Source organism: Alteromonas sp. ABV4_150, assembly GCF_056311745.1.
In genome coordinates, this window is sequence record NZ_CM149971.1 from 22,688 (window position 1) to 42,597 (window position 19,910).

Here is a 19,910-nt window from a genome sequence, read left to right on the forward strand (position 1 = left end):
AGAAGTTAAAATGAATAATAAGATTGCCATCATAGGCACAGGTATTTCAGGGTTAACCTGCGCATACCTTCTAAACCGACAGAACGACATCACAGTTTATGAAGCGAATGACTACATTGGTGGTCATACGGCAACAAAGAAAATCGATGATAACGGGCACACTCATCACATTGACACTGGCTTTATCGTCTTCAATGACTGGACTTACCCTAACTTCATCAAGCTTATTACTAAGCTAAACGTTGACTACCAACCAACCGAGATGAGCTTCTCTGTGATGAGTAAAAAAGCGAACCTTGAGTACAATGGCAATAACTTAAACAGTTTATTCGCCCAGCGACGCAATCTTCTTCGGCCTAAGTTTTGGCGAATCGTAAAAGACATTCTAACTTTTAATAAAGCGTGTAAAGCAATGGTGGCTGAGAAGCGCGACACGTCATCGTTAACGCTGGAAGATATCATCAAAGAATTAGGGCTGAGCGATGATTTCGCGCGCTACTATATATTGCCCATGTGCGCCGCTATTTGGTCTAGCAGTCTGGAGCAGACCAGAAAGTTTCCGTTAACTTTCTTCCTGCAGTTTTTCAATAACCACGGGCTGCTCAATATTACTGACCGACCTCAGTGGTACACGATAAAAGGTGGATCTAGTCAATATATCCCGCCACTGATTGCGCCATTTGAGTCTAAGATCAAATTGTCCACAGCTGTCATTTCTGTAGCTAAAAGCGATGACAAGTGGGAAGTTACCGATTCATCCGGTGCAGTTGCAACGTTTGACCATGTCGTGTTTGCGTGTCACAGCGATCAAGCCTTAAAAATGATTCATTCCCCGACCTCACTGCACGAAGATATTCTTGGCAATATTCCTTATGCGGAAAATGATGTAGTAATGCACAAAGACATAAGCCAATTGCCTAAAAGGAAGTTGGCGTGGGCCAGTTGGAACTACAGCTTAAAAGAGGATGCGAGCGAGGAAGCTTCGCCCCGCTTCTGTCACTTACAATATGAACATTCTACAGCGATTAGAAGCAAAGAATACTTATTGTGTAACGCTAAATAATACGCCTGAAATCGACGAAAACAGTATTTTACGAAGCTATCAGTATGCTCACCCACAGTACAGCGCGAGTATGGTGAAAGCGCAATCGCGAAGAAGCGAGATATGTGGCGTGGATAACTTACATTTCTGTGGCGCCTACTGGTACAACGGTTTCCATGAAGACGGCGTTACCAGTGCTTTAGACGTCTGTGCGCGTTTTGGTGAATCCCTGTGATAGAAAGTGCTATTTATAGAGGTAAGGTATATCACCAACGTTTCAAGCCGACACAACATAAATTTGACTATGATATTTATCTGTTTTGGCTGAAGCTTGATACCGACGAATTCGAAGCCTTATCTAGTCAGCTAAAACACTTCAGTACGAGCAATAAGTCGAGGGTTCGCTTTAAGCGAGAAGACTACCTAGGCGACGATTCCATTTCGTTGAAACAAGCCGTATTGGAGAGAATGACTAAGTTGAACGAGGGTAAAGTGCTACACGGCGACGTTTTTATGCTCGGCCAATTGCGCATGTGGGGAATGTATTTTAGCCCAGTTAACTTTTATTACCTTCGCAATGATGAGGGAAAGTACACTCACATGCTTGCAGAAGTCAGCAATACGCCTTGGAATGAGCGCCATCATTACCTTGTAAACTTGGATACGCAAGATGATACGCCTAAGGCTTTTCACGTGTCACCTTTCAACCCTATGGATATGACTTACAAATGGTCAATTTCACAGCCGTCATCTAGACTTTCTCTAGCTATGGATTGCGTGAGAGAGGATAAAGAGTTCAGTGCAGGGATTAATCTAACAAAATTTACTTTAGATAATGCGAATCTATCTGCTGCACTTAAACGTATACCCAGTATGACAATAAAAACTGTGGCCGGAATTTATTGGCACGCGCTTAAGCTATTGCTGAAACGAACGCCACTTTATACACACCCAGAAAAGAGTCAGGAACAATAACAATGTCTTTCGGTGAATCTGTACTACTGACCACCTCAGAGGTCTCTTTTGTAGATAAAACTTGTAGAACACTATTTTTAAAGTGTTTGAATCAGCTTCCATTTGGTCGCTTAACTATTCAAGAAAATGGCGATGTCATTGCGCGTTTTGGCACAGACGAAAGTGACTTGCGCGCTACGGTAAATATAAAAGATGTGCAAGCCTATCGACGGTTGTTACTTGGCGGCAGTGTGGGCGCCGGTGAGGCGTATATGGATGGTTTATGGGACAGCGACGATGTTACCGCTGTGGTAAGGATCTTTGCGAGGAACTTACCCACCCTTGATGAGTGGGAAAATAAATTCAAGTGGCTAACCATGCCCATCAATAAGATTCAGCATCTTGCGCGTCGAAACACAAAAGACCAAGCTAAAAAGAACATAGAAGCGCATTATGATTTGGGCAACAAGCTTTATACCCGCTTTCTAGATCCGACGATGATGTACTCATCAGCAATATACCCAGATGCAAATGCAACACTAAACGACGCGCAGAATTACAAACTAAAAACTATTTGTGACAAATTACAACTTACCGAAGCAGACCACCTCTTAGAGATAGGTACTGGCTGGGGCGGCCTTGCAGTTTATGCTGCGAAACATTATGGCTGCAGTGTCACCACCACGACTATTTCAGAAGAGCAGCACGCATGGGCTAAAGATTGGATTGAACGGGAAGGACTTGAAAGCAAAATTACCCTGCTTAAAAAAGACTACCGATTACTTGACGGTAAATACGACAAACTCGTTTCCATTGAGATGATTGAAGCGGTTGGCAAAGAGTATTTAGGAAACTTTTTTGAAAAATGTGCTTCTCTTTTGAAAGACGACGGACTTATGTTACTTCAGTCGATAACCATTGACGATAGACGTTATGACAGCTACTCAAACAGCGTAGACTTCATACAGAAATACATTTTCCCGGGTGGTTTTTTACCATCGCAATACCAGTTAAATGCACACCTTAAAAAGTACACGAATATGATGATCCGTGACTTACATGACATTGGTGTGGACTATGCAAAAACGCTAAACCATTGGTATGAAGCATTTATCTCGGCTAAGGATGAATTATTAAATGATGGTTACGACGAGCGCTTTATGCGGATGTGGACCTATTACCTCAAATATTGCGAAGGTGGTTTTTTAGAAAGAACCATTAGCACTGTACAGCTTGTTATATCTAAACCTCAGTACAGGGAGGATTTGGCTAGAGTTTGACTATCTTAGCTGGGTGACCAGCAATCACTTTGATAAAAAAGCGGTGCTTTATAACACCGCTTTTTTGTAAGTATGACACTTACAACAGAGTGACAATTAGTCGTCTACCACTGATATTGGTTGGGATATCATTGGCTTGCCTTGGTTGATATTAATTTCCACTCGACGGTTTTTTGCTCTATCACTCGCCGTCGTGGCATTCTCAACAATAGGGTTAGTATCTGCTTTGCCAACTACCGACATACGGCTTTCATCAAAACCTGGCGCTGTGCGCATAGCTTCAGCCACCGCTACCGCACGTTGCGACGATAAATCCCAGTTCGAACGATATAGCTCATTAGCAATATGCTGGCCGTCGCTATGTCCAGAAATTTCAACCTCGCCGGGCACATCCGCTAACAATGAACCAATTTTTCTTAATACCGGCTGAAATTGTGGCTGCAAGAAAGCAGACCCTGCTGAGAACGAGCCATTCTCGCGAATACGAATGGTAAGTTGCTGCCCCAACGACTCCATCTCTACCGACCCATCTAAAATTTGCTTTTCTAATTGCTGAGCCACCTTTTTCATCAATTCAGCCATTTGAGATTGGTCAGTGCTTTGCTCAGCAGATGAAGATGACTCAGTAGCGGTTTGTTGGGACTGACCGCCGCGTTGTTCGCCGCGCTGCTTTTGCCTTCCGCCGGCCGAATCCTCGTTTCCTGCCTGAAACTCTAGCATCTGCTGTGTCATTTCGTTGGTTTGCTGTTGTATAGATTCAATTGGCGTAGGATCGGGCTTACCAGGTCGAAATTCCATAGCAATTACACTGGTACCCTTTGGAATATCTTTTACTTCGATTTTGTTTTGTACACCGAAAGCGAACTTCATCGAACCCGCAATTTGCTTAAATTTGAGTACGTCCATCTCTGAAAATGAAAGCAGAAGAACAAAGAAGCACATAAGCAGTGACATCAAGTCTGCGAAGGTTCCCATCCAAGCTGGAAGCCCCTCGGGGGGGCATTTTGGGCATTCTTCTTCGGCCATTATTCTTCCTCTGCGCTTCCGCGTTTGCTCGCCGCAAGGTAATTTTTCAAAACGCCTTCAATGACTCGCGGATTCTGACCGTCAGCAATACCGACAATACCGTCTAACACAAGACTTTGATTTAACTTCTCTTCTCCTGCTCGCACAGCTAGTTTGAACGCGATTGGCAAACATATCACGTTAGCGAAAAAAGCACCGTAAAGCGTTGTAAGTAGTGCAACCGCCATTGCAGGACCGATAGCCTTGGGGTCGTCCATATTTGATAACATGGCAACCAAACCAATCAAGGTTCCGATCATACCCATTGCTGGCGCAATATCGCCCATACCTTTAAAAAACGAAGCGCCAAAGTCATGTCGCTCTGTCGTCATAGATATATCTTTGGCGAGTGTCTCTCTGACCACTTCTATATCGTGGCCATCAACCAGCATATCTACGCCTTTTTGCATAAATTCATTGGAAATTTCTGCTTCTTCAAGAGCTAGAAAACCGCCTTTTCGCGCCGCGTCCGCCATCTCTACTATTTTCTCAATAAGTTCTTCTGGCGATTCAATTTTAAACATGAAGGCTTTGCCAGCAATCTTACCTGCACCGAAGAACTGACCTAGTGTAAATTGTGACAAGACAACAAACAAAGTCCCACCAAATACGATCAATATCGATTGAACGTCGATGAACATGCTTAAGCTGCCGCCCAGAATCATAGCCATAACTATGAAACCAATGGCGCCCAACATACCTATGACGGTTGCTAAATCCACTCACTCTTCCCCATTTATGCGCAGTCAGTGCTGTTAATGTACAATTATCCTATCGGCAAGCGATAGAAATACTAAAACGACATTATTGAAAAATATCATATTTATCTGTTTTTTATTAAGTATGATTTTTAAAAAACGTCGACTTAAGGTTATCTTCAAAGCAACATCCTTGCTCTATATGTTAACCCCCTAATCGAAATACGCCTGCCTATCCCTGTCTTAAAGTAATACAAGCCGCTTGTTTCGAATATAGCACAATATCTTGATCTTCGACGTGGTCAACTGCATGAAAAAAAAGCTATATTGCTGAGATATAGGCGATATACCGACAAACCATTTGACCCTTGTGCAACCCTCGGTTAATGTGCGCGATATACGTATTTTGGCCAATATATTGAGTGTTTTATGACGACAGAAAAAGCATCAGCGTCTTTTGAAGAAACTTTATCTGAACTAGAAGCCATTGTTAACGAAATGGAAAACGGTGATCTGCCGCTTAATAAAGCACTGGAAAAATTTGAACGAGGCATAGCGTTATCTCGTCAAGGCCAGCAATCTCTTGAAAACGCCGAGCAAAAGGTAAAAATATTGCTTAGTGAACAAGGCGAAGAAACGCTTCAGACTCTTCCTGAAAGTGAACAGCCGTAAAACGTTCATTTTTAACTTACAGGCGACCTATGAATTTTTCTGCATTGCATCAGCAAGTCAAACAGCAAACTGATGCATCCCTTCTTACCTTAATTGATGATTTACCCGATTATGCACCGCGCCTCAAAGATGCCATGCGTCATGCATTGCTTGCGGGAGGTAAGCGCATGCGCCCTCTACTGGTGCAGGTTGTAGGCAACACCCTAGATGTACCTAAAAAAGACCAGATGGCTATAAGCATGGCCATCGAGTGTGTCCACGCTTACTCTTTAGTTCATGACGATTTGCCAGCCATGGACGATGATGATTTGCGTCGCGGCATGCCAACCTGTCATATCGCCTTTGATGAAGCTACAGCTATCTTAGCGGGAGATGCGCTGCAATCTCTGGCGTTTACGGTGCTGGCTGATTCTCCTCTTAGCACTTATGCCGAAACCAAACGTGGGCAGCTTCTATCTGTACTTGCTAAAAGTGCGGGTTATGCAGGAATGTGTGGTGGTCAGGCTATCGACTTAGCCAGTACAGGTGAAACTATTTCATTGGAAGAGCTGAAGCAGCTGCATAGATTAAAAACTGGAGCTTTGCTCAAGGCCTGTGTTGAAATGGTTGCTATTGTCAGTGAAGGCTTACTGCCGCAAACTAAAGCTGACTTAATGGCTTATGCCGCCGATATCGGGCTAGCGTTTCAAGTTCAAGACGACATTTTGGACGTTGAAGGCAGCAGCGAAAAGCTAGGTAAACCTGCAGGGTCAGACGAAGCATTGGGAAAAAACACGTTTCCAGCCAAGCTTGGAATAGCTGGCGCCAAGCAAGAATTAGAAATGCTTCACAATAATGCACTTCAAGCATTGACGCGTTTACCCTACAATACTGACAGTTTAATTGCGTTTAGCGAGCTTTTGGTGAAACGCGACCATTAGCCACGCGCCATGTTGAAAAAGATAATAAGTACATGAGTTTAGATCTCCAACATTACCCAACGCTTGCGCTTGCGCAAACACCTGAAAAATTGAGGCAGCTGCCCCAGGACAAGTTACGCGAGCTCGCCGATGAATTACGTGAGTATTTACTTAATAGTGTAAGCCAAACAAGTGGTCATTTCGCTTCTGGTTTAGGCACAGTAGAACTTACCGTCGCGTTACATTATGTGTACAACACACCTTTTGACCGCTTATTGTGGGATGTGGGGCATCAAGCCTACCCTCATAAAATCCTCACTGGTCGCGCAGAGCGCATGAGTACCATTCGTCAAAAAAATGGCCTACATCCTTTTCCTTGGCCGCCTGAGAGCGAATACGACACCTTTGCCGTTGGCCATTCTTCCACATCGATCAGTGCCGCGCTGGGAATGGCGGTAGCCGCTGAAAAAGAAGGTGAAGACCGCAAAGTGGTAGCGGTTATCGGCGACGGTGCAATGACCGCAGGTATGGCGTTTGAAGCCCTTAACCACGCTGGTGATATCAAAAAAGATATGGTGGTCGTACTTAACGACAACGAAATGTCTATTTCTGAAAACGTAGGGGCATTAAATAGTCACCTGGCTCGCTTACTCACAGGTAACTTTTTCAACTCTATACGCGACGGAGGCAAGAAACTGCTAAGCAATGTGCCGCCAATCAAAGAGTTTGCTAGTCGTGCAGAAGAGCACATCAAAGGCATGGTTGTTCCAGGAACCATATTTGAAGAACTAGGCTTTAACTACATCGGCCCTATTGATGGTCACGACGTAAACGCTGTGGTTGATACCCTCCGCAATATGCGAAACTTTGAAGGACCTCAGCTTTTACATGTTGTGACAAAGAAAGGTAAAGGCTACGCCGTTGCTGAAGAAGACCCAATTAAGTTTCACGCGGTACCTAAATTTAACCCGGCAGATAACGCCTTACCCAAGTCGAAGCCTTCTGCTCCAACCTACTCTGCCATTTTTGGAAAATGGCTATGTGATATGGCCGCGCAAGACCGCAAATTGATGGCTGTGACGCCTGCCATGCGGGAAGGTTCTGGCATGGTTGAGTTTTCTCAGCGTTTCCCTGAGCAATACTTCGATGTCGCCATTGCAGAGCAGCATGCGGTGACCTTTGGTGCCGGTCTTGCCAAAGACGGTATGAACGCGGTTGTTGCGATTTATTCATCATTCCTTCAACGCGCATACGATCAGCTTATTCATGACGTGGCAATTCAAGACTTACCGGTATTATTTGCCATAGACAGAGCGGGAATTGTGGGTGCCGATGGCCCTACTCACCAAGGCGCGTTTGATATAGCTTTCCTTCGCTGCATTCCAAATATGGTGGTAATGGCGCCTTCTGATGAAAATGAATGTCGCCAAATGCTTTATACTGGTCACAAGCTACAAAAACCAGCCGCTGTCCGTTACCCTCGAGGTGCAGGCATGGGAGTTACGCCAGATGAAGCGATGACGGAGCTTGAAATAGGTAAATCACGTACCTGCCGAGAAACATCAAAAGATAAATCTGAAAGCGTTGCTATTTTGAACTTCGGCTGTTTGTTGCCCTATGCACTTGAAGCAGCAGAAGCCATTGACGCTACCGTTATCGACATGCGGTTCATTAAGCCGTTAGACGGCGATGCCGTTTTAAAAGCAGCAAGTAAACATAACGCACTTATTACGCTAGAAGACGGCTGTATTATGGGCGGTGCTGGTAGTGCTGTACTAGAACACTTGCAGCAAAACGGCGTACTAAAGGCAGTCAAAATGTTAGGTTTACCTGATAGTTTTATCCTGCAAGGTACACAACAAGAAATGTACAAAGAGCACGGCCTTGACGCCGAAGGTATTATTGCGGCGGCAGATAGTTTAATAGCTGACTAGTCATTAAAAAGCCCGCTAGTTGCGGGCTTTTTCTTAATATTTCTGTTACCTAACCTTTCTCTGTAGAGTATCTATCAGAAGGGCTCTAAATCTTCCCAATTAGCTAGAACAACGCCAGCGCCGCTGGCCAGAACACCATTAATACATGTAAACAGCCACAAGCCATAGCGCCAGCAAGAAGATCATCCAGCATAATGCCTGTACCGCCGTGTAAGCGCTTGTCAATAATACCTATTGGCCAAGGCTTTAAGATGTCGAAAAGTCTGAACAGAACGAAGCCCACGAGTAAAGACGATGCTGAGATAGGTACGAATAAGAAGGTGATGAACATGCCCGCTATTTCATCCCACACAATAGAGCCGTGGTCGTGTACCTGCATATCGTCTGCAGTCTTGCCACAAAGATAAATGCCTACCACTGAAAATATCAGCGTAAGCGCGATGAAGGAAACCACTGAGATCTGGCTACATGCTACAAGTAGCGGTAGTGCAGCAAGCGAGCCAAATGTACCTGGCATAAAAGGAACAAGCCCGCTACCAAAACCGAGAGCGAGAAAATGAACTGGATTTTTCATACTCACTCTAGCGCGATATTCCGCCTGCATGACTCTTCCCTAATTTACTATTGTAAGATGTGCATCGCCTAAAAGGCGTGCTCGTAGCCAGAAGGATTAGCTGGCGTATACTTTTCATTATCTTTCAGCAACGAAAGTGTACCGCTATGCCCGGTTAATTGGCCAATACACGTGGCTTTTACATTGGTACTTGCCAGCGAAGTTTCAAGGCTTCCACGCTGCTCTTCACTTACCGTAAAAATAAGTTCATAGTCATCGCCAGCTGAGAGTGCATATTCAATGGCTTGCTCAGTCGTGACCGCACTTGTTAATGCGCGCGATAGCGGTAAACGATCTACATGAACATTAGCGCCGCAGTTAGACGCTTTCAAAATATGCTTTATATCTGAAAGTAAGCCATCAGAGATATCAATGCAAGACGTTGCAATTCGACGTATCGCCGTACCCACCGCAACACGAGGGGTTGGGAAGTAATGGCGATTAACCAAAACATCTTTCGCTTCGCCACTTACGCTGAGATTTTTTTGCAGAATATCTAAGCCCGCTCCTGCATCACCTAGTGTTCCGGTAACGTAAAGCCAATCGCCCGGCTTAGCGCCGCTACGCGTTAGTTCGGAGCCAGGAGGTATAAAACCTTGTGCAGTAATAGTAAACGCCATAGGGCCTTTAACCGTATCGCCACCGATAAGCTGGACAGAGTAGTACTGAGTAAGTTCGTATAACCCAGATACAAAGTCATCTAGCCAGGCTTCATCTACTTCAGGCAGTGACAAAGACAAGCTGATCCATGCGGGCTCAGCCCCCATCGCGGCAAGGTCACTCAAGTTAGCAGCAACGGTTTTGTATGCTACAGACTTAGCCGGTGCATCTTTTAAAAAGTGCACTCCTGCAACAAGGGTATCTGTAGTAACGGCAAGTTGTTGGTTTTCAGGAACCGTTGTTACAGCACAGTCATCACCAATACCAATAACAACGTCTTTGCGTTTGTGGCCACTGTTTGAAAAATAGCGGCCGATAAGATCAAATTCTTTCACGGTAATTTTTAAACCCTTTTAGCGGCAATCCATGCCGCCACGGTAAGGTTAGTCGCGCTCGTCTTTGCGCAACGTGCGCACTGCTTTATCCAGTGCACCATTAATGAACTTATGGCTTTCTTCAGCGCCAAATGCCTTAGCAAGCTCAATCGCTTCATTAATAATTACACGGTAAGGTACGTCAATGCGCTCAGTGAGTTCCAGCGTCGCGATGCGCAAGATGGCTTTTTCGATAGCGTCTAACTCTTCCGGCAAACGACCAAGGTAAGGTTTTATGGTTGCATCAAGGTTGCTTGCGTTGTGTGCAACACCGCGAAGCAACGCTTGAAAATACGCCATGTCTACCTTTTGCATGTCGTTACTGGTGGCTAGCGCCAGTTCAACCTGCTGAATATCGTTGTGACTCATTTGCCATGAATACACGCCTTGTAGGGCAAGTTCACGGGCTTTACGACGAGCTGAAACTTTCACTTAATGTTTACCTTAAAGCTTTTCAACAGCATCGATAACGTTAACCATTTCTAGCGCACCTAGTGCAGCTTCTGCACCTTTGTTGCCCGCTTTGGTTCCTGAACGCTCGATAGCTTGTTCGATTGAATCTGTTGTAATTACGCCAAATGATACAGGTACGCCGTATTCAAGTGATACTTGCGCAAGGCCCTTGTTGCTCTCGCCTGCTACAAAATCAAAGTGTGGCGTGCCGCCACGAATAACTGCACCAAGAGCGATAATGGCGTCAAATGACTTCTTCTCAGCTAATTTCTTAGCAATTACAGGTAACTCGTAAGCACCAGGTACACGTACTACCGTGATATCGTCATCGCTTACTTCACCGTGACGCTCTAGTGTGTCTAACGCACCTTCTAGTAAGCTTTCAACAACAAAGCTATTAAAGCGTGATACAACGATAGCAAACTTCTTACCGGTTGCTCTGATATTACCTTCAATTACCTGCATGGATTCATTCCTCGAGAAAAAACGGCGCGAAGTATACCACAACTGCGCCTAAACTAAATCGATTGTTTCTTTAACTTACATTCGTATTTTTGACGTGAGTGGATTGGGCCAGCAGGCTCGGTTGTGAACACGCGGTAAATACATCCCTGTACGCTCCGCCACCGCATCCATGCGGTGGAGGGTTCGCAACCGAGCCTACTGCCCCACTCTAATTCATCAAACCCTCACGTTAATAGCGCTATTTGTGTGCGCCAAGAGATTCAACAAAGAGCTTGTACCAAGTGCTAGTCGTGCACGTACTCTACAACTTCAAGGCCGTAGCCTGAAAGTGCATGATATTTAATTGGCTTACTAAGAAGACGCATTTTGTGTACACCCATTGATGCTAGAATTTGGCTGCCCACACCAATCGTGCGTGACGACCCCTGCCAGTCGGCGCCAGCTGGGCGTTCGCCTCTATCTTCTGCGGCAAAGCGGCGCACTTGGCTTTCAATATGCTCTTCTTTGCCTAATAGCACTAGCACACCACCTTCTTGTGAAATTTTGCGCATGCCATCTGCTAACGTCATTGAGCGATGAATACCGCGCGTGGAGCCAAGAAGATCACTAAAAGTATTGTGAAGGTGAACACGGACAAGTGTCGGATCATCTTCTTTTATATCGCCTTTTTTAAGCGCAAAGTGCAGCTGGTTGTCGATGCTGTCTTTGAACGTGTGCAGCTCAAAGTCGCCATATTCTGTTGGCATATTGCACTGAGCAACTTTTTGAATAGTCGTTTCGTTTAAGTTGCGATATTCAATTAAATCAGCAATGGTGCCAATTTTTAGGTTGTGCTTGGCCGCGAACTTCTCCAGTTCTGGGCGGCGAGCCATAGTGCCATCTTCATTAAGAATTTCTACAATAACGCCAGCTGGCTCTAAGCCGGCCAAACGCGGCAAATCTACACCTGCTTCAGTGTGGCCTGCGCGATTTAACACACCGCCTTCTTTAGCAATTAATGGAAATATGTGGCCAGGCTGAACAATGTCTGTCGCTTTGGCATCTGTAGCCACAGCCGCTTTAATCGTTGTTGCGCGATCTGCTGCTGAGATACCAGTGGTAACGCCAGTTGCGGCTTCAATAGAAACGGTGAAGTTGGTAGAAAACTGCGCTTCGTTTTTATCAACCATTAAAGGAAGATTTAGCGTGCGGCAGCGCTCTTGCGTCATAGGTAAGCACACCAAGCCGCGAGCGTGAGTAACCATAAAGTTAATGGCTTCAGGCGTGACATGCTCTGCCGCCATGATTAAATCGCCTTCGTTTTCCCTATCTTCATCATCCATCAAGATAACCATTTTACCTTGGCGAATGTCTTCAATTATTTCTTGTGTAGTGTTAAATGCCATGTTGTGTGCTTCTTGTAGGGTTATTTTCTTAAAAATCCGTTCTCGGCAAGAAATGCCATGTCGATGCCTTTGCTTATAGGCTCGGCGGCTTTATCGCCTAGCATTAATCGCTCTAAATAGCGCGCAATAACATCAACCTCTAGGTTTACCGCTGTGCCTACTTTATAGCTTCCCATAATTGTTTCTTGCAGCGTATGAGGAATGATCCAAAGCATGAATTCTGCGCCGTTGACTTCGTTAACGGTTAAGCTGATGCCATCGACGGTGATACTGCCTTTGTGCGCAATGTATTTCGCTAGTGCTTCAGGTGCTTTTACCCAAAACTCGACATAGTCTGAGTGTTTGATAATTTGCGTAACCTCGCCCACGCCGTCCACGTGACCTGACACAATGTGGCCACCTAAACGGTCGCTAGGGCGCATCGCTTTTTCAAGGTTAACGGTTGAGCCTGCACTGTAATGTGCAAAGCCAGTTAATTTAATGGTTTCGGCCGATACATCCGCGCAGTAATAATCGGGGCCCATATCAGTCACTGTTAAGCAAACACCATTGGTCGCGATACTGTCGCCAAGTGCGACATCAGACATGTCAAGCGTAGGTGACGCAACGGTAAGGCGAATATCGTTGCCTCGGTTATCGAGCTTTTTAATAGTACCGAGCGCTTGAATAATTCCAGTAAACATAAAGTTCCTCCTTAATCGCGTTGACCACGAGTGTTGCTAACATCAGGGCGAAAGATAAGCTTAATATCGTTCCCTACCTGACGATTTTCAATAAGCGAAAGCGAAATACATTCACTTAATGACGTAAATGCTGGCAAATTGACCATACTTATTCCCTTTTCACCTAAAAGCTTAGGGGCTTGGTAACAAATTAGCTCATCCACCAGACCCTCTTGCAACAATGCACCGGCTAAGCCTGGGCCCGCTTCCACCCAAACCTCATTATATTGCTTATCGCCTAATGCTGACATTAGTGCATGTAAGTTGAGCTTACCGTCTTTTTCGTCTATCGAAAGATAGTGCTGTGTTGCTGTATCTGGATGCGACTGCGAAGTAGCCGTTAAAGTTGTATTGCCGTCGTTAAATAAAGTGTAGTCTCGGCTGAGCTTGCTTTTGCCATCGACAACAACTCGGGCTGGCTGGCGAATGTGCTCTAGGGGATAATCTGTGAACTGTGCCTCTTGCTCTCTAACCAGCAAACTAGGGTTATCAGCTTTTACCGTACCCGAGCCTGTGAGTACCACGCAACTTTGTGCGCGATAGCGCTGCACATCTCGCCTTGCCTCGGGTCCAGTGATCCATTGACTTACACCATTTTGAAGGGCTATTTTTCCGTCTAAGCTGATACCTAATTTCACGCGAACGAAAGGCTTGCCAGTAAGCATGCGTTTGATGAACCCGGGGTTTAATGCTGCAGCTTCTGCAGCCATCACATCGCTAACCACTTCAATACCAGCTTCTTGTAAAATACTTATACCGTTACCGCATACGTTTGGGTTAGGGTCGGTCATGGCAATAACCACCCGCGCAACCTTCGCTTCTACCAAGGCTACAGCACATGGCGGCGTGCGGCCAAAATGACTACATGGTTCAAGTGTAACGTAAGCCGTCGCGCCTTTTGCTCCGCCTTCTCGTGTTTTAACTGCTTGTCTTAATGCATGTACTTCGGCATGAGGAGTGCCGGCTTGGATATGATATCCCTGACCTATTAGCTGGTTGTTTTCGTCAACAATTACGCAGCCAACGCGAGGGTTAGGGGAAGTGGTAAAGCGCCCTTTTTGAGCAAGTTGAATGGCTTTTGCCATCCAATAATAATCGTTTTTAACCGTTTCGTGGTTCACTTGGATTCCTGTTGTAGCCCTAAGTGCAAGAGGTTTTAATTGTGCTCGACCTAATCCCCTAATCGCGCAATTTCTTCTCCAAATTCACGAATGTCTTCGAAGGAACGATAAACCGAGGCGAACCTGACATAGGCAACTTTGTCGAGTTCTTTTAGGGCTTTCATTATTAAGTTGCCGAGCAGCTCACTACTCACTTCGCGTTCACCAGTTGCACGCAACTGTGATTTCAGTGAAAGGATACACTGTTCGACTTTTTCTGTGCTAACAGGGCGCTTCTCAAGTGCCCGTTGCAAGCCTGCACGAAGTTTATCTTCATTAAACGGTTCACGTGAACCATCGCGCTTTATCACGCGGGGCATCACGAGCTCGGCACTTTCAAAAGTCGTAAATCGCTCGTGACACACCATACATTCACGGCGTCTACGCACCTGCTGCCCTTCTGCAACCAAACGAGAATCAATAACCTTTGTTTCTTGTTCTGAACAAAACGGGCAAAACATGAATATTCCTTAAATATTGCGTACTTAGGCTTATTAATCGAACCTAGACTAGTTAGTCCAGCATTAGTACCAAAGTACGCAATAAAACACAATCCTATTTATTTATAAACAGGGAATTGTGCGCAAAGCGCAACCACTTCGTCTTGAACACGCTTAATAACTGACTCATCGCCCATGTTATCTAGAATGTCGCAAATCCAAGTCGCAACTTGCTTAGCTTGTTCTTCTTTGAAACCACGGCGAGTAATCGCTGGGCTACCAATACGAAGGCCGCTGGTTACAAACGGTGAACGTGGATCGTTTGGAACCGAGTTTTTGTTAACGGTGATGTTTGCTGCACCTAGGGCTGCGTCTGCGTCTTTACCCGTAATGTCCTTATCGATGAGATCAAGAAGGAATAAGTGGTTGTCAGTACCGCCAGAAACAATATTAAAGCCACGCTCTTGCATTACAGAAACCATAGCTTTCGCGTTTGCAACAACCTGCTGCTGGTACACTTTAAATTCTGGCTGTAGCGCTTCTTTAAAGGCAACGGCTTTTGCTGCAATAACGTGGCAAAGAGGACCACCTTGGTTACCTGGGAATACAGAGCTGTTAAGCTTTTTGTAAATTGCTTCGTCGCCACATGCTGACAAAATTAAACCACTACGCGGACCTGCAAGGGTTTTGTGCGTTGTCGTTGTTACCACGTGTGCATGAGGAAGTGGGTTAGGATAAACGCCTGCCGCTACAAGACCTGCCACGTGGGCCATATCTACAAGCAAGTATGCGCCCACGCTATCTGCGATTTCACGGAATTTAGCCCAATCAACAACACCTGAATACGCAGAGAAACCACCGATAATCATTTTAGGCTTGTGCTCTTTGGCCAGCGCTTCTACTTGAGCGTAATCGATTTCACCGGTTTCTTTGTTCAAACCGTATTGCACAGCATTGTAAGTTTTACCAGAGAAGTTTACGTGAGAACCGTGAGTCAGGTGACCACCTTCAGAAAGGCTCATACCTAATACTGTATCGCCCGCGTCAAGTAATGCCATGAAAACAGCAGAGTTTGCTTGAGAACCAGCGTGTGGCTGAACATTTGCGTAGTCTGCACCAAATAGCGCTTTTGCACGGTCGATAGCTAGTTGCTCAACAACGTCTACGTGCTCACAACCACCGTAGTAACGCTTGCCTGGATAGCCTTCTGCGTATTTGTTAGTAAGCTGCGAACCCTGTGCTTCCATTACACGTGGACTACAGTAGTTCTCAGAGGCAATTAGCTCAATGTGATGTTCTTGACGCTCAACCTCTTTAGACATTGCATCGGCTAATTCAGGATCGAAGTCGGCTATATTCATTTCGCGAGAAAACATGGGGGCTCCTTAACTGCGGTTTTTATATGGCGTTACGCACTGATTGCTCAAATTCGAGCCATATTCTAGTCATTTTCGGTTACTTGTATACCGCTTTGTGACCAAATTAATATAAATGGCGCAGGTTTAACGAAATACCTGCGCCAGCGCGAGATCAGACCTGTTTTTCCAGGGCTTTAACACGGTCAAATAAACTACCAATTTTGGCAAGGCGAACCGTATTTTTGCGCCAGTCACGGTTGGTTTGTGCTGGCTGGCCAGAAGAATAAACACCCGGTTCAGTGATATCTTGTACAATCATGGTATAGCCAGTCACCTGAACATTATCGCAAATGCTAATGTGGCCATTAATGCCCACTCCACCACCGATAATAACGTGCTTGCCAATATGGCAGCTACCAGCAATACCGGTAGCGCCGCAAATACAAGAATGATCACCAATAATACAGTTGTGGCCAATTTGTACTTGGTTATCGATAATAACGTTAGTGCCTAAAATCGTATCTTCCATGGCGCCGCGGTCAATGCTGCTGCTTGCGCCAATCTGACTGTCGTCACCAATGCGAACCGACCCTGTTTGTGGAATAGGGATCCAAACGCCTTTATCGTTTGCGTAACCAAAGCCTGCCGCACCAATAACCGTTTGGCTATGAATTGTCACGCGCTTACCAATCACAACGTCATGATAGATAGTTACGTTCGGGTGAATGGTACAGCCTTCACCAATATGGGTGCCTCTGCGGATAACGGTATTAGCGCCAACCGTGACTCTATCGCCCAGCACCACGTTATCTTCAATAATGACATTGTGGCCTAGCGATACATCACTGCCGATGCGGGCAGATGGCGCAATTACCGCTGACTCAGCAATACCTGTCGCTACCGCTGGGGTAGTATCAAACAACTGAGCGATGAGGGCGAACGCTGCATGAGGGTTTGCCACAACTAGAGCGGGAACTGGGCTGTCACCTTTAAGGCTTTCGTGCAGAATAACTGCACCAGCATTAGTATCTTTCAACTGTGGTTTATATTTAGGGTTGGTCAGAAATGAAATTTGATGCGATGCTGCACCAGATAGTGTACCAACCGCAGATATAGTGATATTGCCATCGCCCTGCACTTCCCCACCTACATGTTTGGCGAGCTCATCCAGACTGTATATGCGTTTATTCATAGCGGTCATCTTAATTACCTGTTCAGAAATATGAATAGTATTGAGTCTATCGCTTCGGGTTCTCTATCGCTGCTTGCTAGCTAGCTCACCCCAAAAGCCCATGTTTACCCATGCTTATAAATTACTCATTTTTATAAAAGCAAGTTTACCTTAAATCGCTTCGCCAACCGATGCATAAATCGATCTTTTTAGCATGAGCGATTAAAATATCGCCAAGCACAAATTCACCGAGGTTAAGTAACTGGCGCAAACTACCCAGTTACGAGTAGAATACACCGTAACGACTTTTTTATTTTCACCGCTTATTCAGCGAGGATAGAGCATGGCGCAATACGTTTACAGTATGCATCGCGTGGGCAAAATCGTCCCACCTAATAGACACATTCTAAAAAATATCTCACTTAGCTTTTTCCCAGGCGCCAAAATTGGTGTGCTAGGTCTAAACGGTGCAGGTAAATCTACCTTACTTCGCATTATGGCCGGCGTAGATACCGACATTGAAGGTGAAGCACGTCCTCAACCAGGTTTGAAGGTGGGCTACCTTCCACAGGAGCCTCAGCTTGATGAAACCAAAGATGTTCGTGGCAATATCGAAGAAGCCGTAGCCGATGTTAAGCATGCGCTGACTCGCCTAGACGAAGTCTATGCCGCTTACGCAGAAGCAGACGCTGATTTCGACGCGCTTGCTAAAGAGCAAGGTGAGCTAGAAGCTATCATTCAAGCCAAAGATGGCCACAATTTAGAAAATGCCCTAGAGCGTGCTGCAGATGCCCTTCGCCTGCCAGCTTGGGATGCGGACGTAAGTAAACTATCTGGTGGTGAGCGTCGCCGTGTTGCGCTTTGTCGCCTGCTTTTAGAAAAGCCTGAAATGTTGCTTCTTGATGAGCCAACCAACCACTTGGACGCAGAATCAGTGGCATGGCTAGAGCGCTTCCTTCACGATTATGAAGGTACGGTAGTCGCTATTACCCACGATAGATACTTCCTTGATAACGTTGCAGGTTGGATTTTAGAACTTGACCGTGGTGAAGGTATTCCGTGGGAAGGTAACTACTCTTCTTGGTTGGAGCAAAAAGAAAACCGACTTGAGCAAGAAGAGCGTACCGAAACGGCACGTATGAAGAGCATGAAACAGGAACTTGAGTGGGTACGCTCAAACCCGAAAGGTCGTCATGCTAAAAGTAAAGCTCGTATGGCCCGCTTTGAAGAACTATCTACCAGCGATTACCAAAAGCGTAACGAAACTAACGAACTATTCATCCCACCAGGTGAGCGCTTAGGTGACAAGGTTATTGAAGTAAGCAACCTTAAAAAGTCCTATGGCGATCGCGTACTTATCGACGACTTAACGTTTAAAGTACCAAAGGGTGCCATTGTAGGTATCGTTGGCCCTAACGGCGCGGGTAAATCAACCTTGTTCAGAATGCTTACCGGTGCTGAGCAACCTAATTCAGGCACCATAGATTTAGGTGAAACCGTTCAAATTGCTGCGGTAGAACAGTTCCGCGACCACATGAACGAAAACAACACCGTGTGGAAAGAAATTTCTGACGAACAAGATATCATTCGCATTGGTAACTTTGAAATTAACAGCCGCGCCTACTGCAGCCGTTTTAACTTTAAAGGCACCGACCAGCAGAAGTTCATCAAAGACTTGTCAGGTGGTGAGCGTAACCGTGTACACCTTGCGAAACTGCTTAAAGCAGGCGGTAACGTATTACTACTGGATGAGCCAACCAACGACCTAGACGTAGAAACACTTCGCGCCTTGGAAAATGCGTTGTTAGAGTTTCCAGGCTGTGCCATGGTTATCTCGCACGACCGTTGGTTCCTAGACCGTGTAGCAACACACATTATGGATTACCGCGATGAAGGTAACATCAACTTCTTCGAAGGTAACTACTCAGACTACGAAAGCTGGTTGAAGCAAGAATTTGGACAAGATGTGGTTGAACCACACCGCCTCAAATATAAGCGCATGTCTAAATAAAGGGAGTTTAGGATAAACATTTCCTTACCTTAAAAGCCAAGAGCCGCTGTCATCGATAGCGGCTTTTTTATTTGTTTGCTTTTCGTTGCGAACACGAGAAATTTAGCCAATACTGAAGTCGTTAATGATAACTAGGTATGTGAGTAATGACAGATAAGCGTCAATTCCAACGAGTTTTACTGAATGTAAACGGCACACTGGCACATAACGACATCAGCATTGATGTGGTGGTTAGCGACGTTTCTCTGCAGGGCATAAAACTTCAGGCAACGGAACCTGCATTATCAAACCTACCTTTCGACAGCCATGAACCTTATGTTGCTACCTTCCAAGCCAACGAAGACAGCCCCATCATTACTCTTTCAATCTCGCAGTTATATCGCCACGCGGACAGCAGGCAAGAGCTTGTTTCATTAGGATGCAAAGTAGAGCGCATGGATCTGAGCAGCATAAGCGCCCTGCGCCGTTTGATTACTTTAAATAGCGATGACGCCAGTATTGAAGAGAAGGATCTTAACGCATTGGTTAATGCGGTTTATCAAGCGCCAAAATAG

At 45.5% G+C, this 19,910-nt stretch carries 19 protein-coding genes and 1 pseudogene; 8 read left to right on the top strand and 12 right to left on the bottom strand.

All coding sequences use genetic code 11. The features are described 5' to 3' along the window. Window positions 1-10 precede the first annotated feature (10 nt). From ACYX4M_RS00100 to ACYX4M_RS00110, 3 genes and pseudogenes are all read left to right on the top strand, one after another. Window positions 11-1,277, top strand: a pseudogene (locus ACYX4M_RS00100) (NAD(P)/FAD-dependent oxidoreductase). After that, window positions 1,274-2,017, top strand: a complete 744-nt coding sequence (locus tag ACYX4M_RS00105; protein ID WP_476081378.1) for a DUF1365 domain-containing protein — start codon at window positions 1,274-1,276, stop codon at window positions 2,015-2,017. Before ACYX4M_RS00100 ends, ACYX4M_RS00105 begins: the two are co-directional and overlap by 4 nt. A gap of 2 nt (window positions 2,018-2,019) precedes the next feature. Next, complete coding sequence (locus ACYX4M_RS00110; protein WP_476081379.1) at window positions 2,020-3,276, top strand: class I SAM-dependent methyltransferase; 1,257 nt, start codon at window positions 2,020-2,022, stop codon at window positions 3,274-3,276. 96 nt (window positions 3,277-3,372) lie between these two features. On the opposite strand, the gene ACYX4M_RS00115 is transcribed toward ACYX4M_RS00110, so the two are convergent. Together ACYX4M_RS00115 and pomA are read right to left on the bottom strand one after the other, a co-directional pair. After that, the gene (locus ACYX4M_RS00115; protein ID WP_334059716.1) at window positions 3,373-4,302 is read right to left on the bottom strand and encodes a flagellar motor protein MotB; all 930 of its coding nucleotides are present in this window, start codon (window positions 4,300-4,302) and stop codon (window positions 3,373-3,375) included. Continuing rightward, window positions 4,302-5,063, bottom strand: coding sequence for a flagellar motor protein PomA (gene pomA / locus ACYX4M_RS00120; RefSeq protein WP_071815317.1), 762 nt, complete (start codon window positions 5,061-5,063; stop codon window positions 4,302-4,304). Before pomA ends, ACYX4M_RS00115 begins: the two co-directional genes overlap by 1 nt. 405 nt (window positions 5,064-5,468) lie before the next feature. On the opposite strand from pomA, the gene xseB reads away from it, so the two are divergent. Genes xseB through dxs form a run of 3 tightly spaced genes read left to right on the top strand, consistent with a single transcriptional unit; the run spans window position 5,469 to window position 8,544 of the window. Then, the gene (gene xseB / locus ACYX4M_RS00125; protein WP_136782332.1) at window positions 5,469-5,711 is read left to right on the top strand and encodes an exodeoxyribonuclease VII small subunit; all 243 of its coding nucleotides are present in this window, start codon (window positions 5,469-5,471) and stop codon (window positions 5,709-5,711) included. Between the two features lie 29 nt (window positions 5,712-5,740). Continuing rightward, on the top strand, window positions 5,741-6,631 hold the full coding sequence (locus ACYX4M_RS00130) for a farnesyl diphosphate synthase (RefSeq protein WP_476081380.1): 891 nt from the start codon (window positions 5,741-5,743) through the stop codon (window positions 6,629-6,631). Window positions 6,632-6,663: 32 nt separating this feature from the next. Beyond that, complete coding sequence (gene dxs / locus ACYX4M_RS00135) at window positions 6,664-8,544, top strand: 1-deoxy-D-xylulose-5-phosphate synthase (protein WP_476081381.1); 1,881 nt, start codon at window positions 6,664-6,666, stop codon at window positions 8,542-8,544. 103 nt (window positions 8,545-8,647) lie between these two features. Here the strand turns inward: dxs and ACYX4M_RS00140 are convergent, their stop codons facing one another. The 10 genes from ACYX4M_RS00140 to lpxD all read right to left on the bottom strand — a co-directional run bounded on the left by ACYX4M_RS00140 (window position 8,648) and on the right by lpxD (window position 17,375). Beyond that, window positions 8,648-9,148: a phosphatidylglycerophosphatase A family protein gene (locus tag ACYX4M_RS00140; protein ID WP_334059712.1), complete on the bottom strand. Its 501-nt coding sequence runs from the start codon at window positions 9,146-9,148 to the stop codon at window positions 8,648-8,650. A gap of 38 nt (window positions 9,149-9,186) precedes the next feature. Beyond that, the gene (thiL, locus tag ACYX4M_RS00145) at window positions 9,187-10,152 is read right to left on the bottom strand and encodes a thiamine-phosphate kinase (RefSeq protein WP_476081382.1); all 966 of its coding nucleotides are present in this window, start codon (window positions 10,150-10,152) and stop codon (window positions 9,187-9,189) included. 48 nt (window positions 10,153-10,200) lie between these two features. Beyond that, window positions 10,201-10,623, bottom strand: a complete 423-nt coding sequence (gene nusB / locus ACYX4M_RS00150) for a transcription antitermination factor NusB (protein WP_014979773.1) — start codon at window positions 10,621-10,623, stop codon at window positions 10,201-10,203. A 12-nt stretch (window positions 10,624-10,635) separates the two neighbouring features. Then, window positions 10,636-11,109 carry a 6,7-dimethyl-8-ribityllumazine synthase gene (gene ribH / locus ACYX4M_RS00155; RefSeq protein ID WP_025255832.1) on the bottom strand — a complete coding sequence of 158 codons (474 nt, stop codon included), beginning with the start codon at window positions 11,107-11,109 and terminating at the stop codon, window positions 10,636-10,638. A 284-nt stretch (window positions 11,110-11,393) separates the two neighbouring features. After that, window positions 11,394-12,494, bottom strand: coding sequence for a bifunctional 3,4-dihydroxy-2-butanone-4-phosphate synthase/GTP cyclohydrolase II (gene ribBA, locus ACYX4M_RS00160; protein ID WP_476081383.1), 1,101 nt, complete (start codon window positions 12,492-12,494; stop codon window positions 11,394-11,396). A gap of 20 nt (window positions 12,495-12,514) precedes the next feature. Continuing rightward, window positions 12,515-13,177 carry a riboflavin synthase gene (locus ACYX4M_RS00165; RefSeq protein WP_476081384.1) on the bottom strand — a complete coding sequence of 221 codons (663 nt, stop codon included), beginning with the start codon at window positions 13,175-13,177 and terminating at the stop codon, window positions 12,515-12,517. 11 nt (window positions 13,178-13,188) lie between these two features. Continuing rightward, window positions 13,189-14,337 (bottom strand): bifunctional diaminohydroxyphosphoribosylaminopyrimidine deaminase/5-amino-6-(5-phosphoribosylamino)uracil reductase RibD, encoded by a 1,149-nt coding sequence (gene ribD, locus ACYX4M_RS00170; protein WP_476081385.1) that lies wholly within the window; start codon window positions 14,335-14,337, stop codon window positions 13,189-13,191. Window positions 14,338-14,387: 50 nt separating this feature from the next. Beyond that, the gene (gene nrdR, locus ACYX4M_RS00175) at window positions 14,388-14,837 is read right to left on the bottom strand and encodes a transcriptional regulator NrdR (RefSeq protein WP_012517538.1); all 450 of its coding nucleotides are present in this window, start codon (window positions 14,835-14,837) and stop codon (window positions 14,388-14,390) included. 98 nt (window positions 14,838-14,935) lie between these two features. After that, window positions 14,936-16,192 carry a serine hydroxymethyltransferase gene (gene glyA / locus ACYX4M_RS00180; RefSeq protein ID WP_179983990.1) on the bottom strand — a complete coding sequence of 419 codons (1,257 nt, stop codon included), beginning with the start codon at window positions 16,190-16,192 and terminating at the stop codon, window positions 14,936-14,938. A 154-nt stretch (window positions 16,193-16,346) separates the two neighbouring features. Then, window positions 16,347-17,375 carry a UDP-3-O-(3-hydroxymyristoyl)glucosamine N-acyltransferase gene (lpxD, locus tag ACYX4M_RS00185; protein WP_476073842.1) on the bottom strand — a complete coding sequence of 343 codons (1,029 nt, stop codon included), beginning with the start codon at window positions 17,373-17,375 and terminating at the stop codon, window positions 16,347-16,349. Window positions 17,376-17,688: 313 nt separating this feature from the next. Between lpxD and ettA the strand changes: the two genes are divergently transcribed. Further along, window positions 17,689-19,356, top strand: a complete 1,668-nt coding sequence (gene ettA, locus ACYX4M_RS00190) for an energy-dependent translational throttle protein EttA (protein ID WP_476081386.1) — start codon at window positions 17,689-17,691, stop codon at window positions 19,354-19,356. Window positions 19,357-19,502: 146 nt separating this feature from the next. After that, on the top strand, window positions 19,503-19,910 hold the full coding sequence (locus tag ACYX4M_RS00195; protein ID WP_476081387.1) for a PilZ domain-containing protein: 408 nt from the start codon (window positions 19,503-19,505) through the stop codon (window positions 19,908-19,910).

What these genes read in the sequence shown, in the direction of transcription:
- ACYX4M_RS00195 (WP_476081387.1), top strand. Translation starts at nt 19,503, where the DNA reads ATGACAGATAAGCGTCAATTCCAACGAGTTTTACTGAATGTAAACGGC.
- lpxD (WP_476073842.1), bottom strand. Translation starts at nt 17,375, where the DNA reads ATGACCGCTATGAATAAACGCATATACAGTCTGGATGAGCTCGCCAAA.
- ACYX4M_RS00165 (WP_476081384.1), bottom strand. Translation starts at nt 13,177, where the DNA reads ATGTTTACTGGAATTATTCAAGCGCTCGGTACTATTAAAAAGCTCGAT.
- ribBA (WP_476081383.1), bottom strand. Translation starts at nt 12,494, where the DNA reads ATGGCATTTAACACTACACAAGAAATAATTGAAGACATTCGCCAAGGT.
- dxs (WP_476081381.1), top strand. Translation starts at nt 6,664, where the DNA reads ATGAGTTTAGATCTCCAACATTACCCAACGCTTGCGCTTGCGCAAACA.
- xseB (WP_136782332.1), top strand. Translation starts at nt 5,469, where the DNA reads ATGACGACAGAAAAAGCATCAGCGTCTTTTGAAGAAACTTTATCTGAA.
- ACYX4M_RS00110 (WP_476081379.1), top strand. Translation starts at nt 2,020, where the DNA reads ATGTCTTTCGGTGAATCTGTACTACTGACCACCTCAGAGGTCTCTTTT.
- glyA (WP_179983990.1), bottom strand. Translation starts at nt 16,192, where the DNA reads ATGTTTTCTCGCGAAATGAATATAGCCGACTTCGATCCTGAATTAGCC.
- ACYX4M_RS00130 (WP_476081380.1), top strand. Translation starts at nt 5,741, where the DNA reads ATGAATTTTTCTGCATTGCATCAGCAAGTCAAACAGCAAACTGATGCA.
- ACYX4M_RS00140 (WP_334059712.1), bottom strand. Translation starts at nt 9,148, where the DNA reads ATGCAGGCGGAATATCGCGCTAGAGTGAGTATGAAAAATCCAGTTCAT.
- nrdR (WP_012517538.1), bottom strand. Translation starts at nt 14,837, where the DNA reads ATGTTTTGCCCGTTTTGTTCAGAACAAGAAACAAAGGTTATTGATTCT.
- ettA (WP_476081386.1), top strand. Translation starts at nt 17,689, where the DNA reads ATGGCGCAATACGTTTACAGTATGCATCGCGTGGGCAAAATCGTCCCA.
- ACYX4M_RS00115 (WP_334059716.1), bottom strand. Translation starts at nt 4,302, where the DNA reads ATGGCCGAAGAAGAATGCCCAAAATGCCCCCCCGAGGGGCTTCCAGCT.
- ribH (WP_025255832.1), bottom strand. Translation starts at nt 11,109, where the DNA reads ATGCAGGTAATTGAAGGTAATATCAGAGCAACCGGTAAGAAGTTTGCT.